Here is a 21,274-nt window from a genome sequence, read left to right as displayed (position 1 = left end):
ACACCCCAAAGGGCCGGGCTGCCCGGCAGTGGATGAACGCAACCGCGCCGAAATGCGTCCGTTTGGCGACGCGCTGCGCGATTTATCTGCCTCTCGCGGGAGCGGGACTGCTGATTGCCCGGTCGATCGCGTCGCGCGGTGCGGTGTCAGCTTTCACTCCGGCCATCACGGCGCTCGCGTTGATCGCTTTCGCAGCATTGGCGCTGCTTTACCATTCGCTGTTCAGCGACCCTTCCAAAACCTCGGAAATCGGCGTTCGCAGCAGCTCTCCGGTGGCCATATTCGGGATCTACGCGGCTGTTTATATCCCGTTCATGACCGGGATGATTCCCTTGCCGGGTTTGGTCATGGTTAGCGCATCCGAAGACATTGTCTTCTTTATGACCTGGTTCGTGATCGGCCTTGTCCCCATCTTCGCCTGCCTCCTTCAAGCGGCGATGCCCGAGGCCCTCTGGTCCGTCGAGCCGCGCTGGCCGGACCGAATGCTCGGTGCATCGATCTTCATGCTTGGCATACATTTCGCGCTGACAGTCTTCGCTCTGTCAGCCATCACCACCATTGGCTCGCTCGTGAGGCTCCCATGAAATTCACCCTCTCCTGGCTCAAAACCCATCTCGACACCTCTGCCAGCCTCGATGACATCGCCTATGCCCTCACCGATCTGGGGCTGGAGGTGGAGGGCATCCATGACCCGGCCTCGAAGCTGAAAACCTTCACGCTGGCGAAGGTTCTGCATGCCGAACAGCATCCCGATGCCGACCGTCTGCGCGTCTGCCGCGTGATGACGGACGAGGGGGAGAAGCAGATCGTCTGCGGTGCACCAAACGCGCGCGAGGGGATCACGGTCGTGCTGTGCAAGCCCGGCGATTACGTGCCGGGGATCGACGTGACTTTGGGCGTCGGCAAGATCCGCGGTGTCGAATCCCACGGCATGATGGCATCGGAACGCGAGCTGGAACTGTCGGAAGAACATGACGGCATCATCGAGCTTCCCTCGGGCGAGGTGGGCGACAAGTTCACCGACTGGCTGGCGCAGAACACGCCGGAAAAGATCGACCCGATGATCCACATCAAGATCACGCCGAACCGCCCCGATGCGCTGGGCGTGCGCGGCATCGCGCGCGATCTGGCAGCGCGGGGCCTTGGCACCTTGAAGCCGCTGGCGGTCGAACCTGTCGCGGGACAGTTCCCAAACCCGATCACACTGCGGCTGGAGACCGAGGCTTGCCCCCTGTTCGCCGGACGCGTGATCCGAGGCGTCAAGAACGGCCCCTCGCCCGAATGGCTGCAGGCGCGGCTGAAGGCGATCGGGCTGCGGCCGATCTCGGCGCTGGTGGATATCACCAACCTGTTCACCTTCGATTTGAACCGCCCGCTGCATGTCTTCGACGCGGCCAAGGTGGCGGGCGATCTGGTCGTGCGTTCGGCCCGCGCGGGCGAGGAGCTTCTGGCGCTGGACGGCAAGACCTATGCCCTGCGCGAAGGCATGGTGGTGATTACCGACGATAACGGTGTCGAATCCCTTGGCGGCATCATGGGCGGCGAAGTGTCGGGCTGCGACGAGACGACCACCGATGTCTATCTGGAAGCTGCCTATTTCGACCCGATCACCACGGCGACCACGGGCCGCGCGCTGAAGATCAACTCCGACGCGCGGTATCGGTTCGAGCGCGGGATCGATCCCGCCTTCACCGTGCCGGGGATCGAGCTTGCCACGCGCATGATCCTCGATCTGTGCGGCGGCACCCCGTCTGATGTGCAGGTCGCGGGCGCGGTGCCGGACACCGCCCGCGCCTATCGTCTCGACACCGACCGCGTGGTTTCGTTGGTTGGAATGGAAATCGCGGCGCATGATCAACGCGCGACGCTGGAATCGCTCGGCTTCCGGCTGGAGGGCGATATGGCCCATGTGCCGTCATGGCGCCCCGACGTTCTGGGCGAGGCCGACCTGATCGAGGAAATCGCCCGCGTCGCATCGCTGACCAAGCTGGAGGGGCGCCCCCTGCCCCGCGCCGTGGCGGGTGTGCCGCTGCCGATCCTGACCCCGCTGCAACAGCGCGAAAAGGCGGCGCGGCGGACGCTGGCGGCCTTGGGCTACAACGAATGCGTGACCTACAGCTTCATCAACGCCAGGGACGCCGCGCTGTTCGGGGGCGGCACGGATGCGGTGCGGGTGGAGAACCCGATCAGCAGCGAAATGACGCATCTGCGCCCTGATCTGCTGCCCGGCCTGCTGCGCGCCGCAGCCCGCAACCAGGCGCGCGGTTTCGCGGATATGGCCCTGTTCGAGGTTGGCCCTGCATTTGCCGGTGGGGAGCCGGGGGAGCAGGTGCTGCTGGCGACGGGCCTTCTGGTCGGTGCCGCCGCCGCGCGCGACCCCTATGGCTCGCGCCGCGCTCTGGACGTCTTCGACGCGAAAGCCGATGCCGAGGCGGTTCTGTCCGCCATCGGTGCGCCCGCCAAGGTGCAGGTCAGCCGCAAGGTCGCGGGTTGGTGGCATCCGGGTCGGTCCGGCGTGATCGGCCTTGGCCCGAACGTGCTGGCGACCTTTGGCGAGGTTCATCCGCGCATCCTGAACGCGCTGGACGTGAAGGGGCCCGCGGTCGCCTTCACCATCCAGATCGCCAATGTGCCGCTGCCCAAGGTCAAGACGCCGACGCGGCCCGCGCTGAAAATCTCGGACCTGCAAGCGGTGGAGCGGGACTTCGCCTTCGTCGTGGATGCCGGGACCGAGGCGCTGACGCTGGTGAACGCGGCGGCGGGTGCCGACAAGGCGCTGATCGAAAGCGTGCGCGTGTTCGACCAGTTCGCGTCCGAGGCGCAGAAGGCCGAGGGCAAGAAGTCGCTGGCGATCACCGTGCGCCTTCAGCCCGAAGGAAAGACGCTGACCGACAAGGACATCGAGGCGGTCAGCGCGAAGATCGTGGAAAAGGTGGCGAAGGCGACCGGGGCCGCCCTGCGGTCCTAGTTGCGGAACCACCGCCAGAAGCGCGAACGGATGCCGTCGGTGCGGTCACCCACATCGTCGGCAAACCGCCGCCCGACCATCACGACCAACCGCCACACGGTCAGGACCAGCGCCAGAAGTGCGCCCACCGTGATGATCGCAGGCCACGGGAACAGCTTTACATCCGGCCCTTCGACGGTGCGGACCGACAGCGCGTTGGGATAGACGGACAGCCAGGCCATCCGCCAGCCGTAATGGGTGATCGCCACCCATTCCGGCTGGGCCTGCGTCGATTTGCGATCCGCCGCCTGCGCCTGAAGGTTGGAGCTGTCATATTTGAAATAGGGCGGCCAGACCCAGCCCGTATCCTCGTTGCGATAGACGATGGGCTTGCCGTTCGGGCGCACCGCCTCGATGAAGAAGATGTCGCGGTTCTGCCCGCCCTGCGCATTCGTGCCGCTGTCGGAGGATGCATAGAACATCCAGTTCGATCCGATGGTCGTCAGCCGGTTGTAGGTGTTGGTGATCCGCACCACGTCCCGCTGCGGCAGGGTATAGTTCAGGAAGCCCGCGATCAGCAGGCCCAGCACCGTCAGGATGCCCCATTTCACATATCGCATCGACATCCCCTATTCATTGTTCATCCACCATACGACCGCCCCGAACACTGCGCTCGGGACCACATAGACCAGCACGGGCAGCCAGCGGCGCAGACCGCGCTGGTATTCTGCCATGCCCTGTTCGACAGAAACATGATCGTCATGGCGCCGTTCCAGCAATCGCCGATGGCGCGAGCGCAGGATGATCGTCAGCGTCAGGTAAAGGATCGTCAACCCGAAGAACCCGAGGATCAGGAACCGCAGGAAGACCATCCGTCACACCGCCATGTTGTCGATCAGCCTGACCCCATCCAGCGTCGCCGCGACCAGAACGCGCCGTACGCCGCCCAAGTCGGCCACCTCCAGATAGTCGATGCTTTCGAAGCCAGCCGCAAGGATTTCCGCCCGCGCGCGGTCCAGATCCCCCGTTCGCGCCACCTGCATCGCGCGATACAGCGCCGGGGCCTTGGCCCGCGCCTCGGGCGACAGGCGGGCATTGCGGGACGACATGGCCAGCCCGTCCGGCTCGCGCAGCGTCGGACAGCCGACGATTTCGATGGGCAGGTTCAGGTCCGCCACCAGCCGCCGCACGACCTGAAGCTGCTGCCAGTCCTTTTCGCCGAAATAGGCGCGGTCGGCGCGGGTCATTCCGAACAGTTTGGTCACCACCGTCGCGACGCCATCGAAATGGCCGGGACGGTGCGCGCCCTCCAGCGGCTCGCTGACGCCGGAAACCGAAACCGTGGTCGCGAACCCCTGCGGATACACCTCTTCGGGCCGCGGGGCAAAGATCGCATCCACCCCTTCGCCGGCCAAGAGGGCGGCGTCGCTTTCCTCGGTCCGGGGGTATTTTGCCAGATCGTCCGGGTTGTTGAACTGCGTCGGGTTCACGAAGATCGTGACGATCACCCGGTCGCATTCGGCCTTGGCGGCGCGCACGAGGCTCAGATGCCCGTCGTGCAGCGCACCCATCGTCGGCACGACGCCGACCGTGGCCGGACGCCAGCCCGCAACCACGCCGCGCAGATCGGAAATGGTGCGCAGGATCATGTGTCGAAGCTGTGTTCGGGCGCGGGGAAGCTGCGCGCGCGCACTTCGGCGGCGTAATCGGCGATGGCGCGGTCGGCGACCTCGGCCAGATTGCCGAAGCGTTTGACGAATTTCGGGCGGAAGTCGGTGAACATGCCCAGCATGTCATCCGCCACCAGCACCTGCCCGTCGCAATCCTTGCCCGCGCCGATGCCGATGGTGGGGATCGCCACCGCCTCGGTGATCTCGCGCGCCAGACGCTGCGGCACCTTTTCCAGCACCACGGCAAAGGCCCCCGCATCCGCCACGGCCTTCGCATCGGCCAGAACGCGCGCTGCATCCTCGCCGCGACCCTGCACCTTGTAGCCGCCAAGCGCGTTCACAGCCTGCGGCGTCAGCCCGATATGCGCCATCACCGGCACGCCCCGCGCGGTCAGGAAGGCGATCGTCTCGGCCATGTGCACGCCGCCCTCCAGCTTCACCGCAGCCGCCCCCGTCTCGGCCAAAAGGCGCGAGGCGTTGCGGAAGGCTTGCGCCGGGCTTTCCTCGAAACTGCCGAAGGGCAGGTCGATCACGCACATCGCGCGCGTCAGCCCGCGCATCACCGCCTGCCCATGTGCGATCATCATGTCCATCGTGACGGCCAGCGTGGAAGGCAGCCCATAGACGACCATCCCAAGGCTGTCACCCACCAGCGCGACGTCGCAATGCGCATCGACCAGCTTGGCAACGGGGGTGGTATAGGCGGTCAGGACGACCAGCGGCGTGCCACCCTTGCGGGCCTCGATATCCGGCGGAAGAATCCCGCGTTTGGCGGTGCTTGCGCTCATGTCATGGCCTCCGGTCGTTTGGCGCGGGTTATATCGGCGCGGTTTACGGGGTTCCAGCGAAACTTGCCCTCTGCCATGATCGGCCAAAACCCGGAGAATGACATGACCTTGCTTGCCCCCGTCAGCCGCGACGGCACCCCCCCCGAAGTCGAACGCCCCGCCCCGGAAAAGGTGCTGGCGGGCGATCCGGTCCATACGACTTGGAACATGGACGAGATCGAAGGGCTGTTCTGCGGCATGTGGCATTCGACCCCCGGCAAATGGCGCATCAGCTACTCCGAGTGGGAGTATGTGCATATCCGCGAGGGCGTGTCGGTGCTGACGGGCGCGGATGGCACCCCGGTCACGCTTCGGGCCGGAGACAGCTATGTCATCCGGCCCGGTTTCGAAGGGACTTGGGAGGTGGTGGAAGCCACCCTGAAGGATTACGTCATCCGGTGACTTCGGAGACAAGGAGCGGCGGCTGGATGTCGCCATCCTCGTCGTCGAACCATTCGCCTTCCAGACGGCGGCTTTCCTCCAGCGAGCGGACCTTGACCCGCGCGCCGCGTTCGACGTTGTTGTAAAGGTGGATGATGTCCTGGTTGAACAGCCGGATACAGCCTGCCGACGTCGCCCGCCCGACCGAGGCGTTGTCGATCGTGCCGTGGATGCGATACATCGTGTCCTTGCCGTTCCGGTAAAGATACAGCGCCCGCGCCCCCAGCGGATTTTCAAGGCCACCCTCCAGCCCGCCCGCGAATTCGGCGTAAAGCTCCGGCATCTGGCGGATCATGTTCTGCGTCGGCGTCCATCCGGGCCATTCGCGTTTCGCGCCGACGGTGGTCTGACCGCGCAGCGCCCGCCCCTCCGGCCCGGTGCCGATGGCATAGCGCGTGGCCCGACCGCCTTCATGCACGTGATAGAGCTTGCGCGCATGGGTATCGACCACGATGGTCCCCGGCGCCTCGCCACCCTCGTAATCCACCTCCTGCCGCACCGAATGCTCGTTCAGGAAACGCGGATGCACGGCGGGGATCAGGATGTCGCCGTCCTGCACCGCGGCGTAATCCGGGTTCTGAACGGGAAGCATCGGGATCGGCGCGCTGGCGCATGCACCAAGGATGACGAGCGAGAGGGCGGCGGCCAAAGGGCGGAATGGAATGTTCAATGGGGTATCCGACTTCTGCTGATATGCCCACAGGAAGTGGCGCGCGCCGCCCAAGGTCAACCCCGCGCGCCGCCTTTCCCGCAAAGTGGTGCAGAACTACCCATAGCTGCGCACCAGCGCCCCCGAGATCAGCGCCCAGCCATCGGCCACCACGAAGAAGGCCAGCTTGAACGGCAGCGACACGATGGCGGGCGGCACCATCATCATCCCCATCGACATCAGCACCGCCGAAACCACCAGATCGATGATCAGGAACGGCAGGAAGACAAGAAACCCGATTTCGAACGCGCGCTGGATTTCCGACAGAAGGAAAGACGGCACCAGCAGCGACAGCGGCGCATCGACCGGAGCCGTCTCGGCCACCGGGCGCAGCGATTGCAGCGTCTGGAACGCATCCGGGTCCAGCCGCGCGGCCATGAATTCGCGGAACGGCTGGACGATGGCGGGCCACGCGGCCTCCAGCGTCATGCGCCCTTCGGACAGCGGCTGCACGCCTTCGGCCCATGACCGCATCAGCACCGGGTCCATGACATACCATGTCAGGAACAGCGCCAGCGATACGATCAGCATGTTCGGCGGCGCCTGCTGCAGCCCGATCGCCTGACGCAGGATCGACAGCACCGTCACGATGAACGGAAAGCATGTCACCATCACCGCGATCCCCGGCACGAGGCTGAGCAGCGTGATCAGCGCGATCAGCTGCACCGACCGCCCCGCCAGCGACGTGCCGTCGCCAAGGTTCAGCGTCACCTCCTGCGCCAGCGCGGGCGAGGCGGCAAAGATCAGCAGCAATGCCAGCAGCTTCACAGCCCGCCCCGCAACGAGGCAACCTCGGTCAGCCGCACGGAAAGCTGGCCTTCCTTCTCCTCCAGCTCGCCCCGCGCGATCAGACGGTCGCCGACGTAAAGCTCCACCGGGTCGTCCACCTTGCGATCCAGCGTCAGCACAGCCTCGCGCCCAAGCCGCAAGAGGTCGCGCACCGGCAGACGCGCGCGCCCGACCGAGATCGTGATCTCGATCGGCACCTGCGAGAACGGGCTTTCGGTCATCTCATCCATACATGCGCTCCTGTTCGTTCGGCGCGAAGAAGCCGCGAAGGGCGGCGGTGATGGCTTCGGTCGCGCGGGTCAGATCGACGCGCGTTTCGGTCTGGCCAAGGCGAAGCTGGACCGCGCCTGTCGGCAGCGCGGGGTCGAGCACCGCCTCCAGCGGAAAGGGGCACTCGGCCAGCACGCGCGCGACGGCATCCGCGGCATCCGGGTGATGGGCGACGCGGATCGGCGTTTCCGCCAGCCCTTCGGCCATCGGCATCAACGCCTCGGCCAAGACGGGGGCCAGCGCCTGTCGCGCAAGGTTCGGCAGCAAGGCGGTGGCGATCTGTTCGAACAGCGGATGCAAGGCAGACAGCACATGCGCGCGCGCCTCGTGGAAGGTGAAGGCGAGATCGGCAAGGTTGCGCATCGCCGCCGCCTCGTGCCCGTGGCGCGCGGTCTCCGCCTCGGCGGCGGCTTCGGCACGGCCCGCGGCAAGGCCCTCGGCAAAGGCGGCGCGACGGGCTTCCTCCATGGCGGCGCGGTCGGTGACGACGGTGTCGTCCTCGGTCTCGAAAACCTCCAGCCTCAGCGCGATCATGCGCGGCCCCTGTTCATCCAGTCGCGCAGGATCTCGACCGATTCGACCTGCCTTGCGTCGATCAGGCGGCGCAGGCGGTCCACGGGATTCTCCGGCTCGGGCTCGGGGTCGTCATCCGCGATCTCTCCGTCCAGCACGCGGGTCGCGCCGGGCAGTGCCAGCGGCGGCTCCATCGGGATCGGCATCGGCTCGCGTTTCGTCGTCAGGATGGGGCGCAGCACGAACAGGCCCAGCACCAGCACCACCAGCGCCAGCACAGCCAGTTGGATCGCGGTCATCAGATCGAAGCCCCCGAGGCTGGCCAGCAGCCCCGCCTCGGCCAGCGTTCCCAGTTCCGCCGGCGTCTGGAATTGCAGCGACCGCAGCGTCAGCACATCGCCCCGCGCCGTATCCAGCCCCACCGCCGAGGCGACCAGATCATGCAGCACCGCCAACTCCTCGGGCGTGCGTTCGGCCCAGCCATCCGGCCCCTGCACGCCATCGACCAGCACGGCGACGCTGATCTTGCGGATGTCGCCCGGCGCGCGCAGAATCTCGCGCTGCGTCTCGGACACCTCGTAATTCACCATCTCGCGCGATTCTGAGGCTTGGCTCTGCCCCGATGCGCCGCCTTGCGCATCCCCTTCGGGCAGGTTCGAGGCAACCGTCACATCCCCGGCGGGGCGCGTGTCGTTGCTGGTCTTCGTCGTCGCCTCGGACGAGATCGCGACGCGTCCCTGCGGATCGAAGCGCCGTTCGGAAATCTGTTCCGACGCGGTTTCGACATCGACGGACACTTCGACCACCGCGCGGCCGGGACCGACGCGGGCGGCCAGCAGACGTTCGACATTGGCACGCAACTGATCGGCCCGGTCGGTCGCCACGGGCGCTTCCGCCGCGTCGATCAACCCGCCAACGCTGTCGATCACCGAAACATCCTCGGCCCGCATTCCCGACACCGCCGCCGCGACCAGATGCTTCAGCGCCTTGGCCTGCGCCGGGGCCAATGTGCCGTCGGCCGTTCCCACCGTGACGCTGGCGGTCGGGCGCGAATCGCGCCGGAAGGGCTGGGTGCCATCCTGCGCGATATGCACGCGGGCCGAACGGATGCCGGGATTGGCAAGGATCGTGCGGGCAAGCTCGCCCTCCTTCGCGCGCAGATATGCCGCGTCGAACATCTGCGACGTGGTGCCGAAGCCCGAAAGCCCGTCCAGAAGTTCATACCCGGCACCGCTGCTGGGCGGCAGCCCCTCGGTCGCCAGCATCATGCGAAGCTGGTCGCGCATCGCGGCATCGACCCGGATCGAATCGCCCTGCACCTCGTAAGCCACGCCCCGCTGTTCCAGCGCCGCCACGACCTCCCCCGCCGCACGCGAATCGAGGCCCGAATACAGCAGCGCCATATCGGGTGTCGAGGCGATGCGCGACAGCGCCAGAATCGCCGCGAACATCGCTACCGTGGCCCCCACGACTGCCATCCGGCGCATCATCGACAGCGATTTCCACAAGGATATGAGATTTTGCACACGCGGCTCCGATCCCGGGGGCGTTCTGCCCCGTCACGGTGAACATTCCCCGAACTGCCTTAACAATCGGTTAGTGGACTCGGGGCTATAGCTTGCGGCAACGCAGAATGCCGGAGACGAACATGACGGACGCCACCGCCGCGCCGGAAACGCCAGCGAAGAAATCGCGCCTGCCGCTGCTGATCGGCCTTGTCCTTGCCCTGTTGCTGGGCGGGGGCGGATTCTTTGCCACCTACAGCGGGATGATCCTGAAACCGGGCCACAAGGACGATGTCGCGGCCCTGCCCGCCATCGCCTTCGTCCCGCTCGATCCGCTGATCATCTCGTTGGGTCAGGGCGGCACGCGCCAGCACCTGCGATTCCAGGCGCAGCTGGAGGTCGATCCCGCCCATCAGGCCGAGGTGCAGCTTCTGACGCCGCGCATCCTCGACGTTCTGAACGGATACCTGCGCGCCGTCGATATCGCGCAGCTGGAGGATGCCTCGGCGCTGGTGCCGCTGCGGGCACAGATGCTGCGCCGCATCCAGATCGTGACCGGCGAAGGGCGCGTGCGCGACCTGCTGGTCACGGAATTCGTGCTGAACTGACGGAGGCCATGCGATGGACATGATCGCGGACATGCTTCTTGGGGCGGGCGCGCTGGGCGCTGCCGTCTATTGCTATGTGCTCGCCTCGCGCCTGAAACGCTTCACGGCGCTGGAGGGCGGGATGGGCAGCGCCATCGCCGTGCTTTCGGCGCAGGTGGACGAGATGACGAAGGCGCTGGAAGGCGCACGCGGGGCCGCCACCGATTCGGCGGCCAAGCTGGAGGCGCTGACCGTGCGGGCCGAAGCCGCCGCGATGAAGCTGGAACTGATGATGGCGTCGATGCACGACCTGCCGGGCCGCCGCGTCTCGCGCCGCCGCCGTGTGGTCGAGGAGGAAGACGCATGAGACGCCGGGGAACGCTCGCGATCCTTGCGATCTTGATGGCCTCGGCGGGCGCGCTGCGGTTGGGTTCCGGCGTCGGTGCGGCACTGGCCCGCGTGCCGGAGCCGTCCGCCCCTTCCGCACCGCTGGTCTGTCCCGAACCGCCCGCCGCCTTGGCCGAGGCGCTGCGCCTGCGCGAAGCCGACGTGGCATTGCGGGAAAAGGCGCTGGCCGAACGCCTTGTCGCGCTGGATCAGGCCAATGCCGCCATCGACCAACGCCTTGCCGAATTGCAGGCTGCCGAGGCGGAACTGTCCCAGACGCTCGCCCTTGCCGATGGCGCGGCCGAGGCGGACCTGTCGCGCCTGACGGCGGTGTATGAGGCGATGAAGCCCAAGGACGCCGCCACCCTGTTCCAGACGATGGACCCCGATTTCGCCGCCGGTTTCCTTGGCCGGATGCGCCCCGAAGCCGCGGGCGCGATCCTGTCGGGTATGCCTGCGGAAACCGCCTATGCCGTCAGCGTGCTGCTGGCCGGGCGCAACAGTTCCGTCCCGACGGAGTGATTCCTTAACCATTCGCCGCAATGGTCCCCGCAGAAGCAGGAGGCAGAACATGTTCGGCATGATCGGTATCGCGGTGATCTTCATCATGGTCTTCGGCGGCTATATGCTGGCCGGGGGCAAGATGGGCATCATCATGAAGGCCCTCCCGTTCGAGATGATCATGATCGGCGGGGCGGCTTTGGGCGCGTTCCTGCTGTCGAACGATCTGGCGACGGTGAAGGCGACCGGCAAGGACATCGCCAAGGTCTTCAAAGGGCCGAAGTGGAAGGGGCAGGATTATCAGGACCTGCTGTGCCTGCTGTTCGAACTGGTCCGCGTCGCCCGCTCCAGCCCCATCGCGCTGGAGGAGCATATCGAGAACCCGCACGATTCCGCGATCTTCGGCAAATACCCCAAGATCCGCGACGATCACGAGGCGGCGGACCTGATCTGCGACACCCTGCGCGCGGCATCCATGAACTACGACGATCCGCATCAGGTCGAGGAGGTCTTGGGCAAGCGCATGGACGCCTCGCACCACCACGCGCTGGTGCCCAGCCATGCGCTTCAGAACGTGGCCGACGCCCTGCCCGCGCTGGGCATCGTCGCTGCCGTGCTGGGCGTGATCAAGACGATGGGCTCCATCGACCAGCCGCCGGAGATCCTGGGCAAGATGATCGGCGGCGCGCTGGTCGGCACCTTTCTGGGCGTGTTCCTGGCCTATGGCATCGTCGGCCCCTTTGCCGCGCGGGTGAAGGCCGTGATCGAGGAGGACGCGCATTTCTACGCCCTGATCCGCGAGGTTCTGATCGCCAACCTTCACGCCCACCCGGCCAATATCTGTATCGAGGTCGGTCGCCAGAACACCCCCCATCACATCCGCCCCAGCTTCAACGATCTGGAACAGGCCCTGCGCGCGCTGAAGGAAGCGGCATGAGGGGCATCTGCCTCGCCTTCCTGCTGATGGCCACGACCGCTTCTGCCCAGACGGTGCAGGTGCGGTCCGGCGAACATCCCGGCTTTACGCGGCTGGCGATGGACCTGCCCGCCGGGACCGAATGGAAGCTTGGCCGGGTCGATGGCGGCTATGGGCTGGTGGTCGATGCGGCACTGGACATCTCGCGCGTGTATCGGCTGATCGGGCGGCAACGGCTCGCGCGGCTGAGTGCAGAGCCGGGTCAGCTGAACCTCGGCATCGATTGCGCCTGCCACGTCACCGCGTTCGAGACGAAGCGTGGGACGGTGGTGCTGGACATCCGTGCGGGCGCCGCCCCCGCCGGGTCGCGGTTCGAGGCGCCGCTTGTTCCGGTCGCAGCACCGGTCCCGCTTCCGGCAGATACGCCCGTCCCGCTGCCCGCCCCTGCGCCGGTCCCACCTCCGGCGCCCGGGTATGACTGGCAGGCCCTGCCGCCGCCCAGCGCGTCGCTTGCGGACACCACGCTCGATCCGCTGCGCGAGGCGCTGCTGCGGAAACTGGCGGATGGCGCGGCGCGGGGCGTCGTCGATATCGTGGACCGCATCCCGCCGCGTCCCGAACCCGCGCCCATGCCGGAACAGGTCCGGATCGGCGAAGCGCCCGGTTTCCTGCCCGACCCGGCCCAGCCCATCACCCCCGAGGGGCGCGCCTGCATCGCCAACGACCGCGTCGCCATCGGCGCTTGGGGCTCCGACATCCCCGCCGCCGAGGAGATCGCCCGCGCCCGCGCCGCGCTGGTGACCGAGTTCGACCAGCCCGACCCCGAGGCGATTGCCCGCGCAGTCCGCTACTACCTCCATCTGGGGTTCGGGGCCGAGGCGCGGCAGCTGGCCGCAAGCTTCCCCATCAACCCTCATGACCGCGCGCTGTGGGAGGCGATGGCAAACATCCTCGACGGCCGCCAGCAGACCAGCGACATCCTGGCGACGATGGCAAGCTGCGATGCCGATGTGGCAATGTGGGCGATCCTTGCCGCCCCCACCCCCACCCCCGGAGAGGTCGAGCAGACCGAGGCGGCGTTGCGCAGCTTCTCGGCGCTGCCGGTGCACATGCGCCAGCACCTTGGCCCGCAACTGGCCGAGCGATTCGCCGCGCGGCAGGATGCCAATGCGGCACTGATGGTGCGCGAGGCCGTCACGCGCGGCGCGGCGGTGCCAACGGACGACACGCGGATGATGACCGCGCTGGCGCAGCAGGACGATACGCAATTACGGGCGCTGGTCGCCGAAGGCGGCACCCGGTCGGGCGAGGCGTTGATCGCGCTTGCGGGTCGCAGGCTGGATGCGCAGGAACCTCTCGATCAGGCCACGGTCACGGCCCTGGCCGCGCTGCGTCATGAACGGCGCGGTGGACAGGAGGAGGCGGATGTGGCGCGGCTGCATGTGCTGGGCCTCGCCTCGATCGGGGATTTCGCGGCGGCGTTCGCGGGCGCGCGCAACGCGCCGGATGCCACCCCGGCGCTGTGGGATTGGCTGGCGCGAACGGGGGGCGACGGGGCGCTGCTGACACATGCCGTCCTGCCCGAAGGATCGCCGCTGCCGGAGGCCGCTGCGACGACCCGGCTTTCGCTGGCGGATCGGCTGACGGGGCTCGGGCTTGCCGGTCCGGCGCTGTTATGGCTTGAACGCGGGGACCGCCTTGCCGTGGCGCCGCCCGAAGAAAGGCTGGCCGCCGCGCGGGCGCGAATGCAGCAGCGCGATGCGCGCGCCGTGCTGCCGCTGATCGCGAGGATGGAAGGCGAGGCGGCGGACCGGCTCCGGATCGCGGCGCTGGAACAGCTTGGAACGCCCGCAACAGAGACGACCGCCCTGCCCGCGCCTTCACCCGTCGAAGGCGGCGCGCTGGCGCGGGGCCGCGCGATGGTCGGCGATGCCGCCGATGCCCGCGCCCGGATCGAGGCGCTGCTTGCGCGGTAACCTGTTGGCAAGGAACAGCCGCTAACCTTTCGCCAAGGCGGAGAATCCGCGATGACGCAGGGTGAAACCCATGATCCGACGGATGATCTTCGCGCTGGCCCTGGCCCTGCCCGCGGTGGCCCATGCCGATGCGCGCCTGTGCGAACAGGCGGCGGCCGAAGCGGCGCGCCGAAGCGGTGTTCCGGGCGACGTGATGCAGGCGCTGACCCTGACCGAAACCGGGCGGCGGCAAGGCGGCGAATTGCGCCCCTGGCCCTGGGCGATCAACCACGCGGGCGAAGGTCATTGGTTCGCCACCCAGCCCGAGGCGATGCAATATGCCCAGACCGCATTGGCCCAAGGGATGCGGAACTTCGACGTCGGCTGTTTCCAGTTGAACCACCGCTGGCATGGCGAACATTTCAGCGACCTGACCGCGATGTTCGATCCGCTGACCAACGCGCTCTATGCTGCGCGTTTCCTGCGCGAACAATATGACCGCCACGGCGACTGGGCGCTGGCCGCCGGCGCCTACCATTCCAACACCCCCGAATTCGCAGACCGCTATCGCCAGCGGTTCGAGGCGCTTTATGCCGGGAACCTGCCCGAGCCCACTCTGCTGGCCGCGGCCGAGCCGCGCGTGAACCATTTCCCTCTGTTGCGCGGCGGCACGGGGATGGGCGGATCGCTGGTGCCTCTGGGCGGCGCGTCGCAACGGCTGATCGGGAACTGACCATGAAGATCGCGAACCTGTATCACCCGACCGTGCTGATGGCGCTGGCGCTGACCGCCGTGGTGGTGATGATGATCCTGCCGGTCCCGGCATGGATGCTGGACCTTGGGCTGGCGCTGTCCTTCGCACTGGCGATCCTGATGCTGACGGTGACGCTGTTCATCGAACGGCCGCTGGATTTTTCGGCCTTTCCGACGATCCTGCTGGCCTCGCTGATGCTGCGGCTGGCGCTGAACGTGTCCTCCACCAAGCTGATCATCGGCGAAGGGCATACCGGCACCGACGCGGCGGGCCATGTGATCGAAGGCTTCGCCAATTTCATCATGGGCGGCAACCTGCTGCTGGGGATCGTGATCTTCCTCGTGCTGCTGATCGTGAACTTCATGGTCATCACCAAGGGCGCGGGCCGGATGGCCGAGGTGGGCGCAAGGTTCGCGCTGGACGGGATGCCGGGCAAGCAGCTTGCCATCGACGCCGACATGTCCGCAGGCGCCATCGACCATGCCGAGGCGAAACGCCGGCGCGAGACGGAACTGGCCGAGACGAACTTCTTCGGCTCGCTGGACGGGGTGTCGAAATTCGTCAAGGGCGACGCGGTGGCAGGGCTGCTGATCACCGGGCTGAACATCGTCGTGGGGCTGCTGGCGGGCATCCTGATCCACGGAATGCCGGCGGGCGAAGCGTTCGAGACCTATACAATCCTGACTGTCGGCGACGGTCTTGTGGGGCAGATTCCGGCGGTCATCATCTCCATCGCCTCGGCGCTGCTGCTGACGCGGGGCGGCACGAACGGCACCGCGGATGTCGCCTTCGTCGAGCAGCTTGGCCGATACCCGGCGGCGCTGGGCACGGTGGCGGCGCTGATGGCGCTGTTCGCGCTGGTGCCGGGGCTGCCCTTCGTGCCGTTCATGATCGGTGCGGGGGCTTTGGCGGCGGCCTCGTGGTATGGCTATCGCCGCGCCAAGGTGCCGGCGCCAGCCCCCGCCGCGCCCGCACCGAAGAACCGTCCGCTGGGCGACGTGCTGGATTTCGACGACATCCACATCGAATTCGCACCCGACCTCGTGCAGATGGTGCTGGACCCGGCGACCGGGCTGGACGCCCGCATCACCAACATGCGCACCCATATCGCCACCGCCTTCGGGCTGATCCTGCCCGAGATCCGCCTGACGGACGAGGCCGCCCTGCCCCCCGGCACCTATCGCATCCGCCTTCAGGGGGTCGAGAAGGTCCGCGACCGACTGCTGCCCGACCGCGCGCTGGCGCTGATGCAGGAGGGGATCGACGCCCCGCCCGGCGCGGATGTGCGCGAGCCGGTCTATGGCGCGCCCGCCCGCTGGATCGCGCAGGACGATCAGGAAATGGCCGCCATCGCGGGCCTGACCGTGGTGTCCCCGGCCGAGGTTCTGGCGACCCATCTGCTGGAGGTGCTGAAGGGCAACCTCTCGCGCCTTCTGACGCTGAAAGGGCTGCGGCGGCTGCTGGACGAATTCACCAACCTGTCCGATCCCGCCCGCGCCGCCGCGAACCGCCGCCTGCTGGACGAGCTGGTGCCGGACAAGCTGCCGGTGGATCTGCTGCTGGGCGTGCTGCGCCTGCTGCTGGATGAACGCGTGTCGATCCGCAACCTGCCGCTGATCCTGGAGGCGGCGTCCGAGGGGCGCGGTCTGGGCACGCCGGAGGCTGTTTGCGAACATGTGCGACAGCGGCTCGGGTTCCAGATGGTGGCAGAGTTGAAACGCGCCGATGGGACCATCCCGCTGATCCAGCTTGCGCCGGAATGGGAACGCGCCTTTGCCGCCCACCAGATGGAAGGCGCGCGCGACGTCGCCCTGCCGCCCGAGGCGTTCAGCCGTCTGGCGACCGGGCTGGCGGATCGGCTGAACAAGGCGGCGGAGAACGGCATCTATCCGGCCATCGTCACATCGTCCCTGCGTCGCAGGTTCCTGCGCACGGTTGTCGCGGCCAAGGGGCTCGGCGCGCCGGTGCTTTCCTATGACGAGATCGGGATCGAGGCTCGGCCTTCCATGGTGGGCGTGGTCCCGGCATGATCGAGGTGCTGACCGGCTGGGGCGCGGACTGGGCGCAATGGGGCTTTGCCGTCTTTCTGCGCGTGGGCGCGGTGATGGCCCTGATGCCGGGTTTTGGCGAGCAATCGGTGCCACAGCGCGTCCGGCTGGTGCTGGCACTGGCCTTCACCGCCGTCGTCGCGCCCGCCGTGTCGGTGCCCGCGCTGGACCTTATGGGTTACGGGGCCGAGGTTCTGTCGGGGCTGGCGCTGGGCATGGGTCTGCGGATGTTCGTGATGGCGCTTCAGATGGCCGGGGCGATCGCGGCGCAGGCGGCCTCGCTGTCACAGCTTGTCGGCGGCGCGGGCGAGCCGCAGCCCGCGCTGGGCCATCTGCTGACCATCTCGGGGCTGGCGCTGGCCATGGCGAACGATCTGCACCTGCGCGCGGCGGAACTGCTGATCCTGTCCTATGACGTGCTGCCCGCCGGGCGGCTGCCGGATGCGGCGGACATGGCCGATTGGGGGCTGGAGCAGGTGCGTCGGGCCTTCTCGCTGGGCTTTTCGCTGGCGGCGCCCTTCGTTCTGGCCTCGCTGATCTATAACGTCGCGCTTGGCGTCATCAACCGGGCGATGCCGCAGCTGATGGTGTCGTTCATCGGCGCGCCCGCGCTCACCTTCGGGGGGCTGGTGCTGATTGCCGTATCGGTTCCGCTGGCGCTGGCGGTCTGGATCGCGGCCTTCAACGGCTGGATGGCGAACCCGCTATGAGCGAGGATGCCGAAAAGGAACACGAGGCCTCCCAGAAGAAGCTGGACGACGCGCGCGAGAAGGGAGAGATCGCGCGATCCCCCGACCTGACCGCCGCCGCCGCCTGGGGCGGGCTGGTGCTGGCCGCCGCCGTCATGGGCGAGCGTGCCCTGCGCGGCGCGGGCGAGGCGGCGCAGGTGCTGCTGGATCAGGCCGACCGGCTGGCCCCGATGATGGCGAATGGCGGCGCGGCCCCCTTGGGCGGTGTGCTGCTGCGCTTCGGCGGGGCGCTGCTGCCGTTCTTCGCCTTTCCCGCCGCAGGGGCGATCATCGCGTTGGTCGTGCAGCGTGGGTTCCTGATCACGCCGTCCAAGTTGATGCCGCAACTCTCGCGAATCTCTCCGATATCCGGGGCGAAGAACAAGTTCGGACGCAGCGGGTTGTTCGAATTCGGGAAAAGCTTCGCGAAGCTTTGCCTGATCTCCGTCATCCTCGGCTGGTTCCTCACGGGCCGCGCGCAGGAGATTCTGGCGACGATCTATCTGGACCCGGCGCTTGCCTTCGCGCTGGCGCTGCGGATGCTGCTGCGGTTCCTGATGATCGTGCTGCTGATCCTTCTGGTGCTTGGCGGCGTCGACTATCTTTGGCAGCGGTTCGAGCATCTGCGCCGCAACCGCATGAGCCGGCAGGAGATGCTGGACGAGCACAAAAGCTCGGAAGGCGATCCGCATACCAAGGCGCAGCGGCGTCAGCGCGGGATGGAGATTGCAACGAACCGGATGCTGGCGGATGTGCCGAAAGCCGATGTGGTCGTGGTCAACCCGACCCATTACGCCATCGCGTTGAAATGGGATCGCGCGGGCGGGCGGGCGCCTGTCTGCGTGGCGAAGGGGGTGGACGAGATCGCCGCCCGCATCCGCGAAAAGGCGGCCGAGGCAGGCGTTCCGATCCACCGCGATCCGCCCACCGCCCGTGCGCTGCACGCCACGCTGGAGATTGGCGACACCATCCATCCCGACCATTACCGCGCCGTCGCCGCCGCGATCCGGTTCGCCGAAACGATGCGCAAGAAAGCCAAGGAGCGGGGATGAAACAGATCGACAGGCTGGCGCAGATCGCGAACCTGCTTCTGGACGTGAAGCTGGCCGAGGTGCAGAAGGCGAGCCTTGCACGAGAGGAAAGCCTTGCGCGACTGGCGGACCTGAACGTTGCGCCGTCGGACGATCCCGACCCGATCGCGGCGGCACAAGTCGATGTGCGGTATCAGCTTTGGGCAGATGCGCGGCGGGCCGAGATCAACATGACCCTCGCCCGCCAGACCGCCAGATGGATGGAGGCGCAGGACGATGCCCGCGCCGCTTTCGGCAAGGCCGAGGTGCTGCGGAAGCTGCGCTAGTTGTCCTGCCGCATGATGTCGACGATCAGCACGTCCGACACGGAGGGCAGAATCTTCTTCGCCGATTCCAGCAGGGCGGTGCGCAGCACGACAAGGTTGTCGGCATCGGTGAAGCTGCCCCGGAAGCCGCCGGTATTGGCATGGGCGAACAGCACCGACAGGAAGGCATCGCGAAAACGCGGCTCGCGCGCGAAGACCGGCTCGGACCCGCCCGTCGTTGCAAGGCTGAGCGACATGATGACCAGCGACGCGACCTTGCCATGTTCCACCACCGGCACGACGAACTGGTTCGACAGCTTGACGTAATCGGGTTCTACGACGGGGGCCGCCTGTTCCTCTGGCTCCTCCGGTGCGGGGCGCAGGGCGATGCCCGCGCCGACGCCGCCGCCCGCGCCGATCAGGATCAGCAGAAGGGGGATGAGTTTGCCCAGCATCAGAACGGCAACACGATGTCGGTGATCTGCTGGCCGTAACGCGGTTGCTGCACGTCCGAGATCTGCCCGCGCCCGCCATAGGCGATCCGGGCGCCCGCGATCTTGTCATAGGTGATCTCGTTCTGGCGCGAGATGTCGGCGGGGCGGACATAGCCGGTGACGATCAACTCGCGCAGTTCGAAGTTCACGCGGACCTCCTGCTGGCCCTCGATCCGCAGCACGCCGTTGGGCAGTTCCTCGACCACGGTGGCGGCGACGCGCAGCATCAGCTTCTCGTTCCGCTTGACCGACCCGTTCCCCTGATAGTTCGAGGCCGAGGAGGTGTTCACCGCATCCGCCATCGTCGCGCCGTCCTTCAGCAGCTTGTCGTCCAGACGCTGCGGAATGCCCAGAAGCGAGGGCAGCTTCATCGTGTCGCTACCCGCGCGGGATCGGCCGGTGGTGTTGGAAATCTCGGCCTCGTCGTCGATCTCGATCACCACGGTCAGGATGTCGCCGCGCCGCTCCGCGCGCCGGTCGCCCAACAGCGAGGACCGCTCGGCCGTCCAGAGCGACGAGGCCTGCGACGGCGCGGACGGGTCGGCATCCATCGGCAACGGCGTCGAATACATCGCGTGATGCTGGTAGCTTCCCTCCAGCGGAGAGAAGGACGGGGCCTTGCCGACCTCGCCCAGACGGGCGCAACCGGCGACGGCGAGAAGGCAGATCAAAGCGGCGCGCATCGGCGGCTCCTTCAGAATGTGGGGCCGACCTGCACCTGCCCGTCCGCGCCGATACGGCCCGTGACGGTGGTGCGGGAGGCGAGGTTCATCACGCGGATCATGTCGCCGACGCCGCCGCGCCCAAGCGCGCGGCCCTCGGTCAGGATCGACAGTCCGCCGGTGTTGTAGGCAAGCGGGACAAGCTGGTTGCGATCGACGATGGCCGGCGGCCCAAGATCGCCGGGGCGCACCGGGCGGCCCGCGTAAAGCGTCACCCGCGCCTCCATGCCGATGGCCGTCTCCACCTCCTCCAGCGCGCCGGGAACGGCGGCGGGGGACAGCGTGACATCGGACGGCATCAGGATCGTATTCGCGCGGATGGTGCGCGTCGCAAGGACCGCCTCGGCATTGGCCATGCCGGGGATCAGAAGCAGCAGCATCCAGCGCATCATTTCAACTGCGCGGTGGCGGCCAGCATCTGGTCGGCGGCGGTGATGACCTTGGAGTTCAGTTCGTATCCACGCTGCGCCTTTATGAGTTCGGTCACCTCGCGGACCGCATCGACGGTGGATTCCTCCAGATAGCCCTGACGCAAGGTGCCCAGACCATCCTCGCCCGGAACGCCCTGAAGCGGCGCGCCAGAGGCTGCGGTTTCAAGGAACAGGTTCGAGCCGATCGCCTCCAACCCCTTGGCGTTGGTGAAGTTCACCAGCGACAACTGGCCCAGAAGCTGCGGCTGCACCTGATCGACGAAATAGACATAGACCTCGCCCTCGGCATTGATCGACAGGCTGCGGGCGTCGTTCGGAATGGTGATGCCGGGCGCGACCTCATGCCCGTCCGCCGTCACGATCAGCCCGTCGCCGGACCGTTTCAGCGCCCCGTCGCGGGTATAGCCGACGCCGCCGTTCGGGAGCGTCACCTCCAGATAGCCCGCACCTTCGACGGCGACGTCCAGATCGCCCCCGGTCGCGGCCAGCGACCCTTGCGCCAGCACCGTGGACACCGAGGCCGCGCGCACGCCCATCCCCATCTGCACACCCGTCGGCAGCATCGTCCCATCGGTCGCGTTCACCGTGCCGGGGCGCGCAAGCTGCTGGTAATGCAGGTCGGCAAAGTCGGCGCGGCGGGCGTTGTAGCCGGTGGTCGACATGTTGGCGAGGTTGTTGGACACCACGTCCACGCGCATCTGCTGCGCGCTCATCCCCGAGGCGGCGATTTGCAGGGCCTTCATC

General features: G+C 67.3%; 26 protein-coding genes. 13 read left to right on the top strand and 13 right to left on the bottom strand.

What is annotated here, in order from left to right:
* The first annotated feature begins 32 nt into the window (after nt 1–32).
* Nucleotides 33–584 (top strand): hypothetical protein, encoded by a 552-nt coding sequence (locus E2K76_RS06505; RefSeq protein WP_136683477.1) that lies wholly within the window; start codon nt 33–35, stop codon nt 582–584.
* Nucleotides 581–2,968 carry a phenylalanine--tRNA ligase subunit beta gene (pheT, locus tag E2K76_RS06500; RefSeq protein ID WP_136683476.1) on the top strand — a complete coding sequence of 796 codons (2,388 nt, stop codon included), beginning with the start codon at nt 581–583 and terminating at the stop codon, nt 2,966–2,968. The genes E2K76_RS06505 and pheT overlap by 4 nt, the downstream gene beginning before the upstream one ends.
* Here the strand turns inward: pheT and E2K76_RS06495 are convergent.
* From E2K76_RS06495 to panB, 4 genes are read right to left on the bottom strand one after another with little or no spacing between them, the layout of a single operon-like run.
* A complete protein-coding gene (locus E2K76_RS06495) occupies nt 2,965–3,567 on the bottom strand; it encodes a DUF1523 family protein (protein ID WP_246032913.1) in 603 nt (200 codons plus the stop codon). The genes pheT and E2K76_RS06495 overlap by 4 nt on opposite strands.
* Before the next feature lie 9 nt (nt 3,568–3,576).
* A complete protein-coding gene (locus E2K76_RS06490; protein WP_136683475.1) occupies nt 3,577–3,819 on the bottom strand; it encodes a hypothetical protein in 243 nt (80 codons plus the stop codon).
* 3 nt (nt 3,820–3,822) lie between these two features.
* A complete protein-coding gene (panC, locus tag E2K76_RS06485; RefSeq protein WP_136683474.1) occupies nt 3,823–4,596 on the bottom strand; it encodes a pantoate--beta-alanine ligase in 774 nt (257 codons plus the stop codon).
* Nucleotides 4,593–5,405, bottom strand: coding sequence for a 3-methyl-2-oxobutanoate hydroxymethyltransferase (gene panB, locus E2K76_RS06480; RefSeq protein ID WP_136683473.1), 813 nt, complete (start codon nt 5,403–5,405; stop codon nt 4,593–4,595). The genes panC and panB overlap by 4 nt, the downstream gene beginning before the upstream one ends.
* A gap of 102 nt (nt 5,406–5,507) precedes the next feature.
* Between panB and E2K76_RS06475 the strand changes: the two genes are divergently transcribed.
* A complete protein-coding gene (locus tag E2K76_RS06475; protein ID WP_136683472.1) occupies nt 5,508–5,846 on the top strand; it encodes a cupin domain-containing protein in 339 nt (112 codons plus the stop codon).
* Here the strand turns inward: E2K76_RS06475 and E2K76_RS06470 are convergent.
* From E2K76_RS06470 to fliF, 5 genes are all read right to left on the bottom strand, one after another.
* Nucleotides 5,836–6,549 (bottom strand): L,D-transpeptidase, encoded by a 714-nt coding sequence (locus E2K76_RS06470; RefSeq protein WP_394343931.1) that lies wholly within the window; start codon nt 6,547–6,549, stop codon nt 5,836–5,838. The genes E2K76_RS06475 and E2K76_RS06470 overlap by 11 nt on opposite strands.
* Before the next feature lie 102 nt (nt 6,550–6,651).
* A complete protein-coding gene (gene fliP / locus E2K76_RS06465) occupies nt 6,652–7,362 on the bottom strand; it encodes a flagellar type III secretion system pore protein FliP (protein WP_136683471.1) in 711 nt (236 codons plus the stop codon).
* Nucleotides 7,359–7,613, bottom strand: coding sequence for a FliM/FliN family flagellar motor switch protein (locus E2K76_RS06460; protein ID WP_136683470.1), 255 nt, complete (start codon nt 7,611–7,613; stop codon nt 7,359–7,361). Before E2K76_RS06460 ends, fliP begins: the two co-directional genes overlap by 4 nt.
* Nucleotides 7,606–8,187: a flagellar biosynthesis protein gene (locus tag E2K76_RS06455; protein ID WP_136683469.1), complete on the bottom strand. Its 582-nt coding sequence runs from the start codon at nt 8,185–8,187 to the stop codon at nt 7,606–7,608. The genes E2K76_RS06460 and E2K76_RS06455 overlap by 8 nt, the downstream gene beginning before the upstream one ends.
* Nucleotides 8,184–9,692 (bottom strand): flagellar basal-body MS-ring/collar protein FliF, encoded by a 1,509-nt coding sequence (gene fliF / locus E2K76_RS06450; RefSeq protein ID WP_169053219.1) that lies wholly within the window; start codon nt 9,690–9,692, stop codon nt 8,184–8,186. Before fliF ends, E2K76_RS06455 begins: the two co-directional genes overlap by 4 nt.
* A gap of 122 nt (nt 9,693–9,814) precedes the next feature.
* Between fliF and E2K76_RS06445 the strand changes: the two genes are divergently transcribed.
* The 10 genes from E2K76_RS06445 to E2K76_RS06400 all read left to right on the top strand — a co-directional run bounded on the left by E2K76_RS06445 (nt 9,815) and on the right by E2K76_RS06400 (nt 18,904).
* Nucleotides 9,815–10,279 carry a flagellar basal body-associated FliL family protein gene (locus tag E2K76_RS06445; RefSeq protein WP_136683468.1) on the top strand — a complete coding sequence of 155 codons (465 nt, stop codon included), beginning with the start codon at nt 9,815–9,817 and terminating at the stop codon, nt 10,277–10,279.
* Nucleotides 10,280–10,292: 13 nt separating this feature from the next.
* A complete protein-coding gene (locus E2K76_RS06440; protein ID WP_136683467.1) occupies nt 10,293–10,625 on the top strand; it encodes a hypothetical protein in 333 nt (110 codons plus the stop codon).
* A complete protein-coding gene (locus E2K76_RS06435) occupies nt 10,622–11,167 on the top strand; it encodes a MotE family protein (protein WP_136683466.1) in 546 nt (181 codons plus the stop codon). The genes E2K76_RS06440 and E2K76_RS06435 overlap by 4 nt, the downstream gene beginning before the upstream one ends.
* Before the next feature lie 49 nt (nt 11,168–11,216).
* A complete protein-coding gene (gene motA / locus E2K76_RS06430; protein ID WP_136683465.1) occupies nt 11,217–12,083 on the top strand; it encodes a flagellar motor stator protein MotA in 867 nt (288 codons plus the stop codon).
* Nucleotides 12,080–14,038, top strand: a complete 1,959-nt coding sequence (locus tag E2K76_RS06425; RefSeq protein ID WP_136683464.1) for a hypothetical protein — start codon at nt 12,080–12,082, stop codon at nt 14,036–14,038. The genes motA and E2K76_RS06425 overlap by 4 nt, the downstream gene beginning before the upstream one ends.
* Nucleotides 14,039–14,108: 70 nt before the next feature.
* Nucleotides 14,109–14,750 (top strand): transglycosylase SLT domain-containing protein, encoded by a 642-nt coding sequence (locus E2K76_RS06420; RefSeq protein WP_136683463.1) that lies wholly within the window; start codon nt 14,109–14,111, stop codon nt 14,748–14,750.
* Between the two features lie 2 nt (nt 14,751–14,752).
* Nucleotides 14,753–16,801, top strand: a complete 2,049-nt coding sequence (locus tag E2K76_RS06415) for a flagellar biosynthesis protein FlhA (protein WP_136683462.1) — start codon at nt 14,753–14,755, stop codon at nt 16,799–16,801.
* Nucleotides 16,798–17,529, top strand: coding sequence for a flagellar biosynthetic protein FliR (locus E2K76_RS06410; RefSeq protein ID WP_136683461.1), 732 nt, complete (start codon nt 16,798–16,800; stop codon nt 17,527–17,529). The genes E2K76_RS06415 and E2K76_RS06410 overlap by 4 nt, the downstream gene beginning before the upstream one ends.
* The gene (locus E2K76_RS06405) at nt 17,526–18,599 is read left to right on the top strand and encodes an EscU/YscU/HrcU family type III secretion system export apparatus switch protein (protein WP_136683460.1); all 1,074 of its coding nucleotides are present in this window, start codon (nt 17,526–17,528) and stop codon (nt 18,597–18,599) included. The genes E2K76_RS06410 and E2K76_RS06405 overlap by 4 nt, the downstream gene beginning before the upstream one ends.
* Nucleotides 18,596–18,904, top strand: coding sequence for a hypothetical protein (locus tag E2K76_RS06400; protein WP_136683459.1), 309 nt, complete (start codon nt 18,596–18,598; stop codon nt 18,902–18,904). The genes E2K76_RS06405 and E2K76_RS06400 overlap by 4 nt, the downstream gene beginning before the upstream one ends.
* Here the strand turns inward: E2K76_RS06400 and E2K76_RS06395 are convergent.
* The 4 genes from E2K76_RS06395 to flgG are packed head-to-tail and all read right to left on the bottom strand — an operon-like array spanning nt 18,901 to nt 21,273.
* Complete coding sequence (locus E2K76_RS06395; RefSeq protein ID WP_136683458.1) at nt 18,901–19,338, bottom strand: flagellar basal body-associated FliL family protein; 438 nt, start codon at nt 19,336–19,338, stop codon at nt 18,901–18,903. The genes E2K76_RS06400 and E2K76_RS06395 overlap by 4 nt on opposite strands.
* On the bottom strand, nt 19,338–20,060 hold the full coding sequence (gene flgH, locus E2K76_RS06390) for a flagellar basal body L-ring protein FlgH (protein ID WP_136683457.1): 723 nt from the start codon (nt 20,058–20,060) through the stop codon (nt 19,338–19,340). Before flgH ends, E2K76_RS06395 begins: the two co-directional genes overlap by 1 nt.
* An 11-nt stretch (nt 20,061–20,071) precedes the next feature.
* Nucleotides 20,072–20,491 (bottom strand): flagellar basal body P-ring formation chaperone FlgA, encoded by a 420-nt coding sequence (flgA, locus tag E2K76_RS06385; protein WP_136683456.1) that lies wholly within the window; start codon nt 20,489–20,491, stop codon nt 20,072–20,074.
* On the bottom strand, nt 20,488–21,273 hold the full coding sequence (gene flgG, locus E2K76_RS06380; protein WP_136683455.1) for a flagellar basal-body rod protein FlgG: 786 nt from the start codon (nt 21,271–21,273) through the stop codon (nt 20,488–20,490). Before flgG ends, flgA begins: the two co-directional genes overlap by 4 nt.
* Nucleotide 21,274: the final 1 nt, after the last annotated feature.

Source organism: Falsirhodobacter xinxiangensis, from assembly GCF_004959935.1.
Classification (GTDB): Bacteria; Pseudomonadota; Alphaproteobacteria; order Rhodobacterales; family Rhodobacteraceae; genus Falsirhodobacter; species Falsirhodobacter xinxiangensis.
This window is presented reverse-complemented; position numbering and strand designations above follow the sequence as displayed.

What these genes read in the sequence shown, in the direction of transcription:
- flgA (WP_136683456.1), bottom strand. Translation starts at nt 20,491, where the DNA reads ATGATGCGCTGGATGCTGCTGCTTCTGATCCCCGGCATGGCCAATGCC.
- E2K76_RS06410 (WP_136683461.1), top strand. Translation starts at nt 16,798, where the DNA reads ATGATCGAGGTGCTGACCGGCTGGGGCGCGGACTGGGCGCAATGGGGC.
- E2K76_RS06435 (WP_136683466.1), top strand. Translation starts at nt 10,622, where the DNA reads ATGAGACGCCGGGGAACGCTCGCGATCCTTGCGATCTTGATGGCCTCG.
- E2K76_RS06395 (WP_136683458.1), bottom strand. Translation starts at nt 19,338, where the DNA reads ATGCTGGGCAAACTCATCCCCCTTCTGCTGATCCTGATCGGCGCGGGC.
- panB (WP_136683473.1), bottom strand. Translation starts at nt 5,405, where the DNA reads ATGAGCGCAAGCACCGCCAAACGCGGGATTCTTCCGCCGGATATCGAG.
- E2K76_RS06400 (WP_136683459.1), top strand. Translation starts at nt 18,596, where the DNA reads ATGAAACAGATCGACAGGCTGGCGCAGATCGCGAACCTGCTTCTGGAC.
- E2K76_RS06415 (WP_136683462.1), top strand. Translation starts at nt 14,753, where the DNA reads ATGAAGATCGCGAACCTGTATCACCCGACCGTGCTGATGGCGCTGGCG.
- E2K76_RS06440 (WP_136683467.1), top strand. Translation starts at nt 10,293, where the DNA reads ATGGACATGATCGCGGACATGCTTCTTGGGGCGGGCGCGCTGGGCGCT.
- flgG (WP_136683455.1), bottom strand. Translation starts at nt 21,273, where the DNA reads ATGAAGGCCCTGCAAATCGCCGCCTCGGGGATGAGCGCGCAGCAGATG.
- pheT (WP_136683476.1), top strand. Translation starts at nt 581, where the DNA reads ATGAAATTCACCCTCTCCTGGCTCAAAACCCATCTCGACACCTCTGCC.
- E2K76_RS06460 (WP_136683470.1), bottom strand. Translation starts at nt 7,613, where the DNA reads ATGGATGAGATGACCGAAAGCCCGTTCTCGCAGGTGCCGATCGAGATC.
- flgH (WP_136683457.1), bottom strand. Translation starts at nt 20,060, where the DNA reads ATGCGCGCCGCTTTGATCTGCCTTCTCGCCGTCGCCGGTTGCGCCCGT.
- E2K76_RS06455 (WP_136683469.1), bottom strand. Translation starts at nt 8,187, where the DNA reads ATGATCGCGCTGAGGCTGGAGGTTTTCGAGACCGAGGACGACACCGTC.
- E2K76_RS06445 (WP_136683468.1), top strand. Translation starts at nt 9,815, where the DNA reads ATGACGGACGCCACCGCCGCGCCGGAAACGCCAGCGAAGAAATCGCGC.
- E2K76_RS06425 (WP_136683464.1), top strand. Translation starts at nt 12,080, where the DNA reads ATGAGGGGCATCTGCCTCGCCTTCCTGCTGATGGCCACGACCGCTTCT.
- E2K76_RS06505 (WP_136683477.1), top strand. Translation starts at nt 33, where the DNA reads ATGAACGCAACCGCGCCGAAATGCGTCCGTTTGGCGACGCGCTGCGCG.
- motA (WP_136683465.1), top strand. Translation starts at nt 11,217, where the DNA reads ATGTTCGGCATGATCGGTATCGCGGTGATCTTCATCATGGTCTTCGGC.
- E2K76_RS06475 (WP_136683472.1), top strand. Translation starts at nt 5,508, where the DNA reads ATGACCTTGCTTGCCCCCGTCAGCCGCGACGGCACCCCCCCCGAAGTC.
- E2K76_RS06490 (WP_136683475.1), bottom strand. Translation starts at nt 3,819, where the DNA reads ATGGTCTTCCTGCGGTTCCTGATCCTCGGGTTCTTCGGGTTGACGATC.
- panC (WP_136683474.1), bottom strand. Translation starts at nt 4,596, where the DNA reads ATGATCCTGCGCACCATTTCCGATCTGCGCGGCGTGGTTGCGGGCTGG.
- E2K76_RS06420 (WP_136683463.1), top strand. Translation starts at nt 14,109, where the DNA reads ATGATCCGACGGATGATCTTCGCGCTGGCCCTGGCCCTGCCCGCGGTG.
- E2K76_RS06495 (WP_246032913.1), bottom strand. Translation starts at nt 3,567, where the DNA reads ATGCGATATGTGAAATGGGGCATCCTGACGGTGCTGGGCCTGCTGATC.
- E2K76_RS06405 (WP_136683460.1), top strand. Translation starts at nt 17,526, where the DNA reads ATGAGCGAGGATGCCGAAAAGGAACACGAGGCCTCCCAGAAGAAGCTG.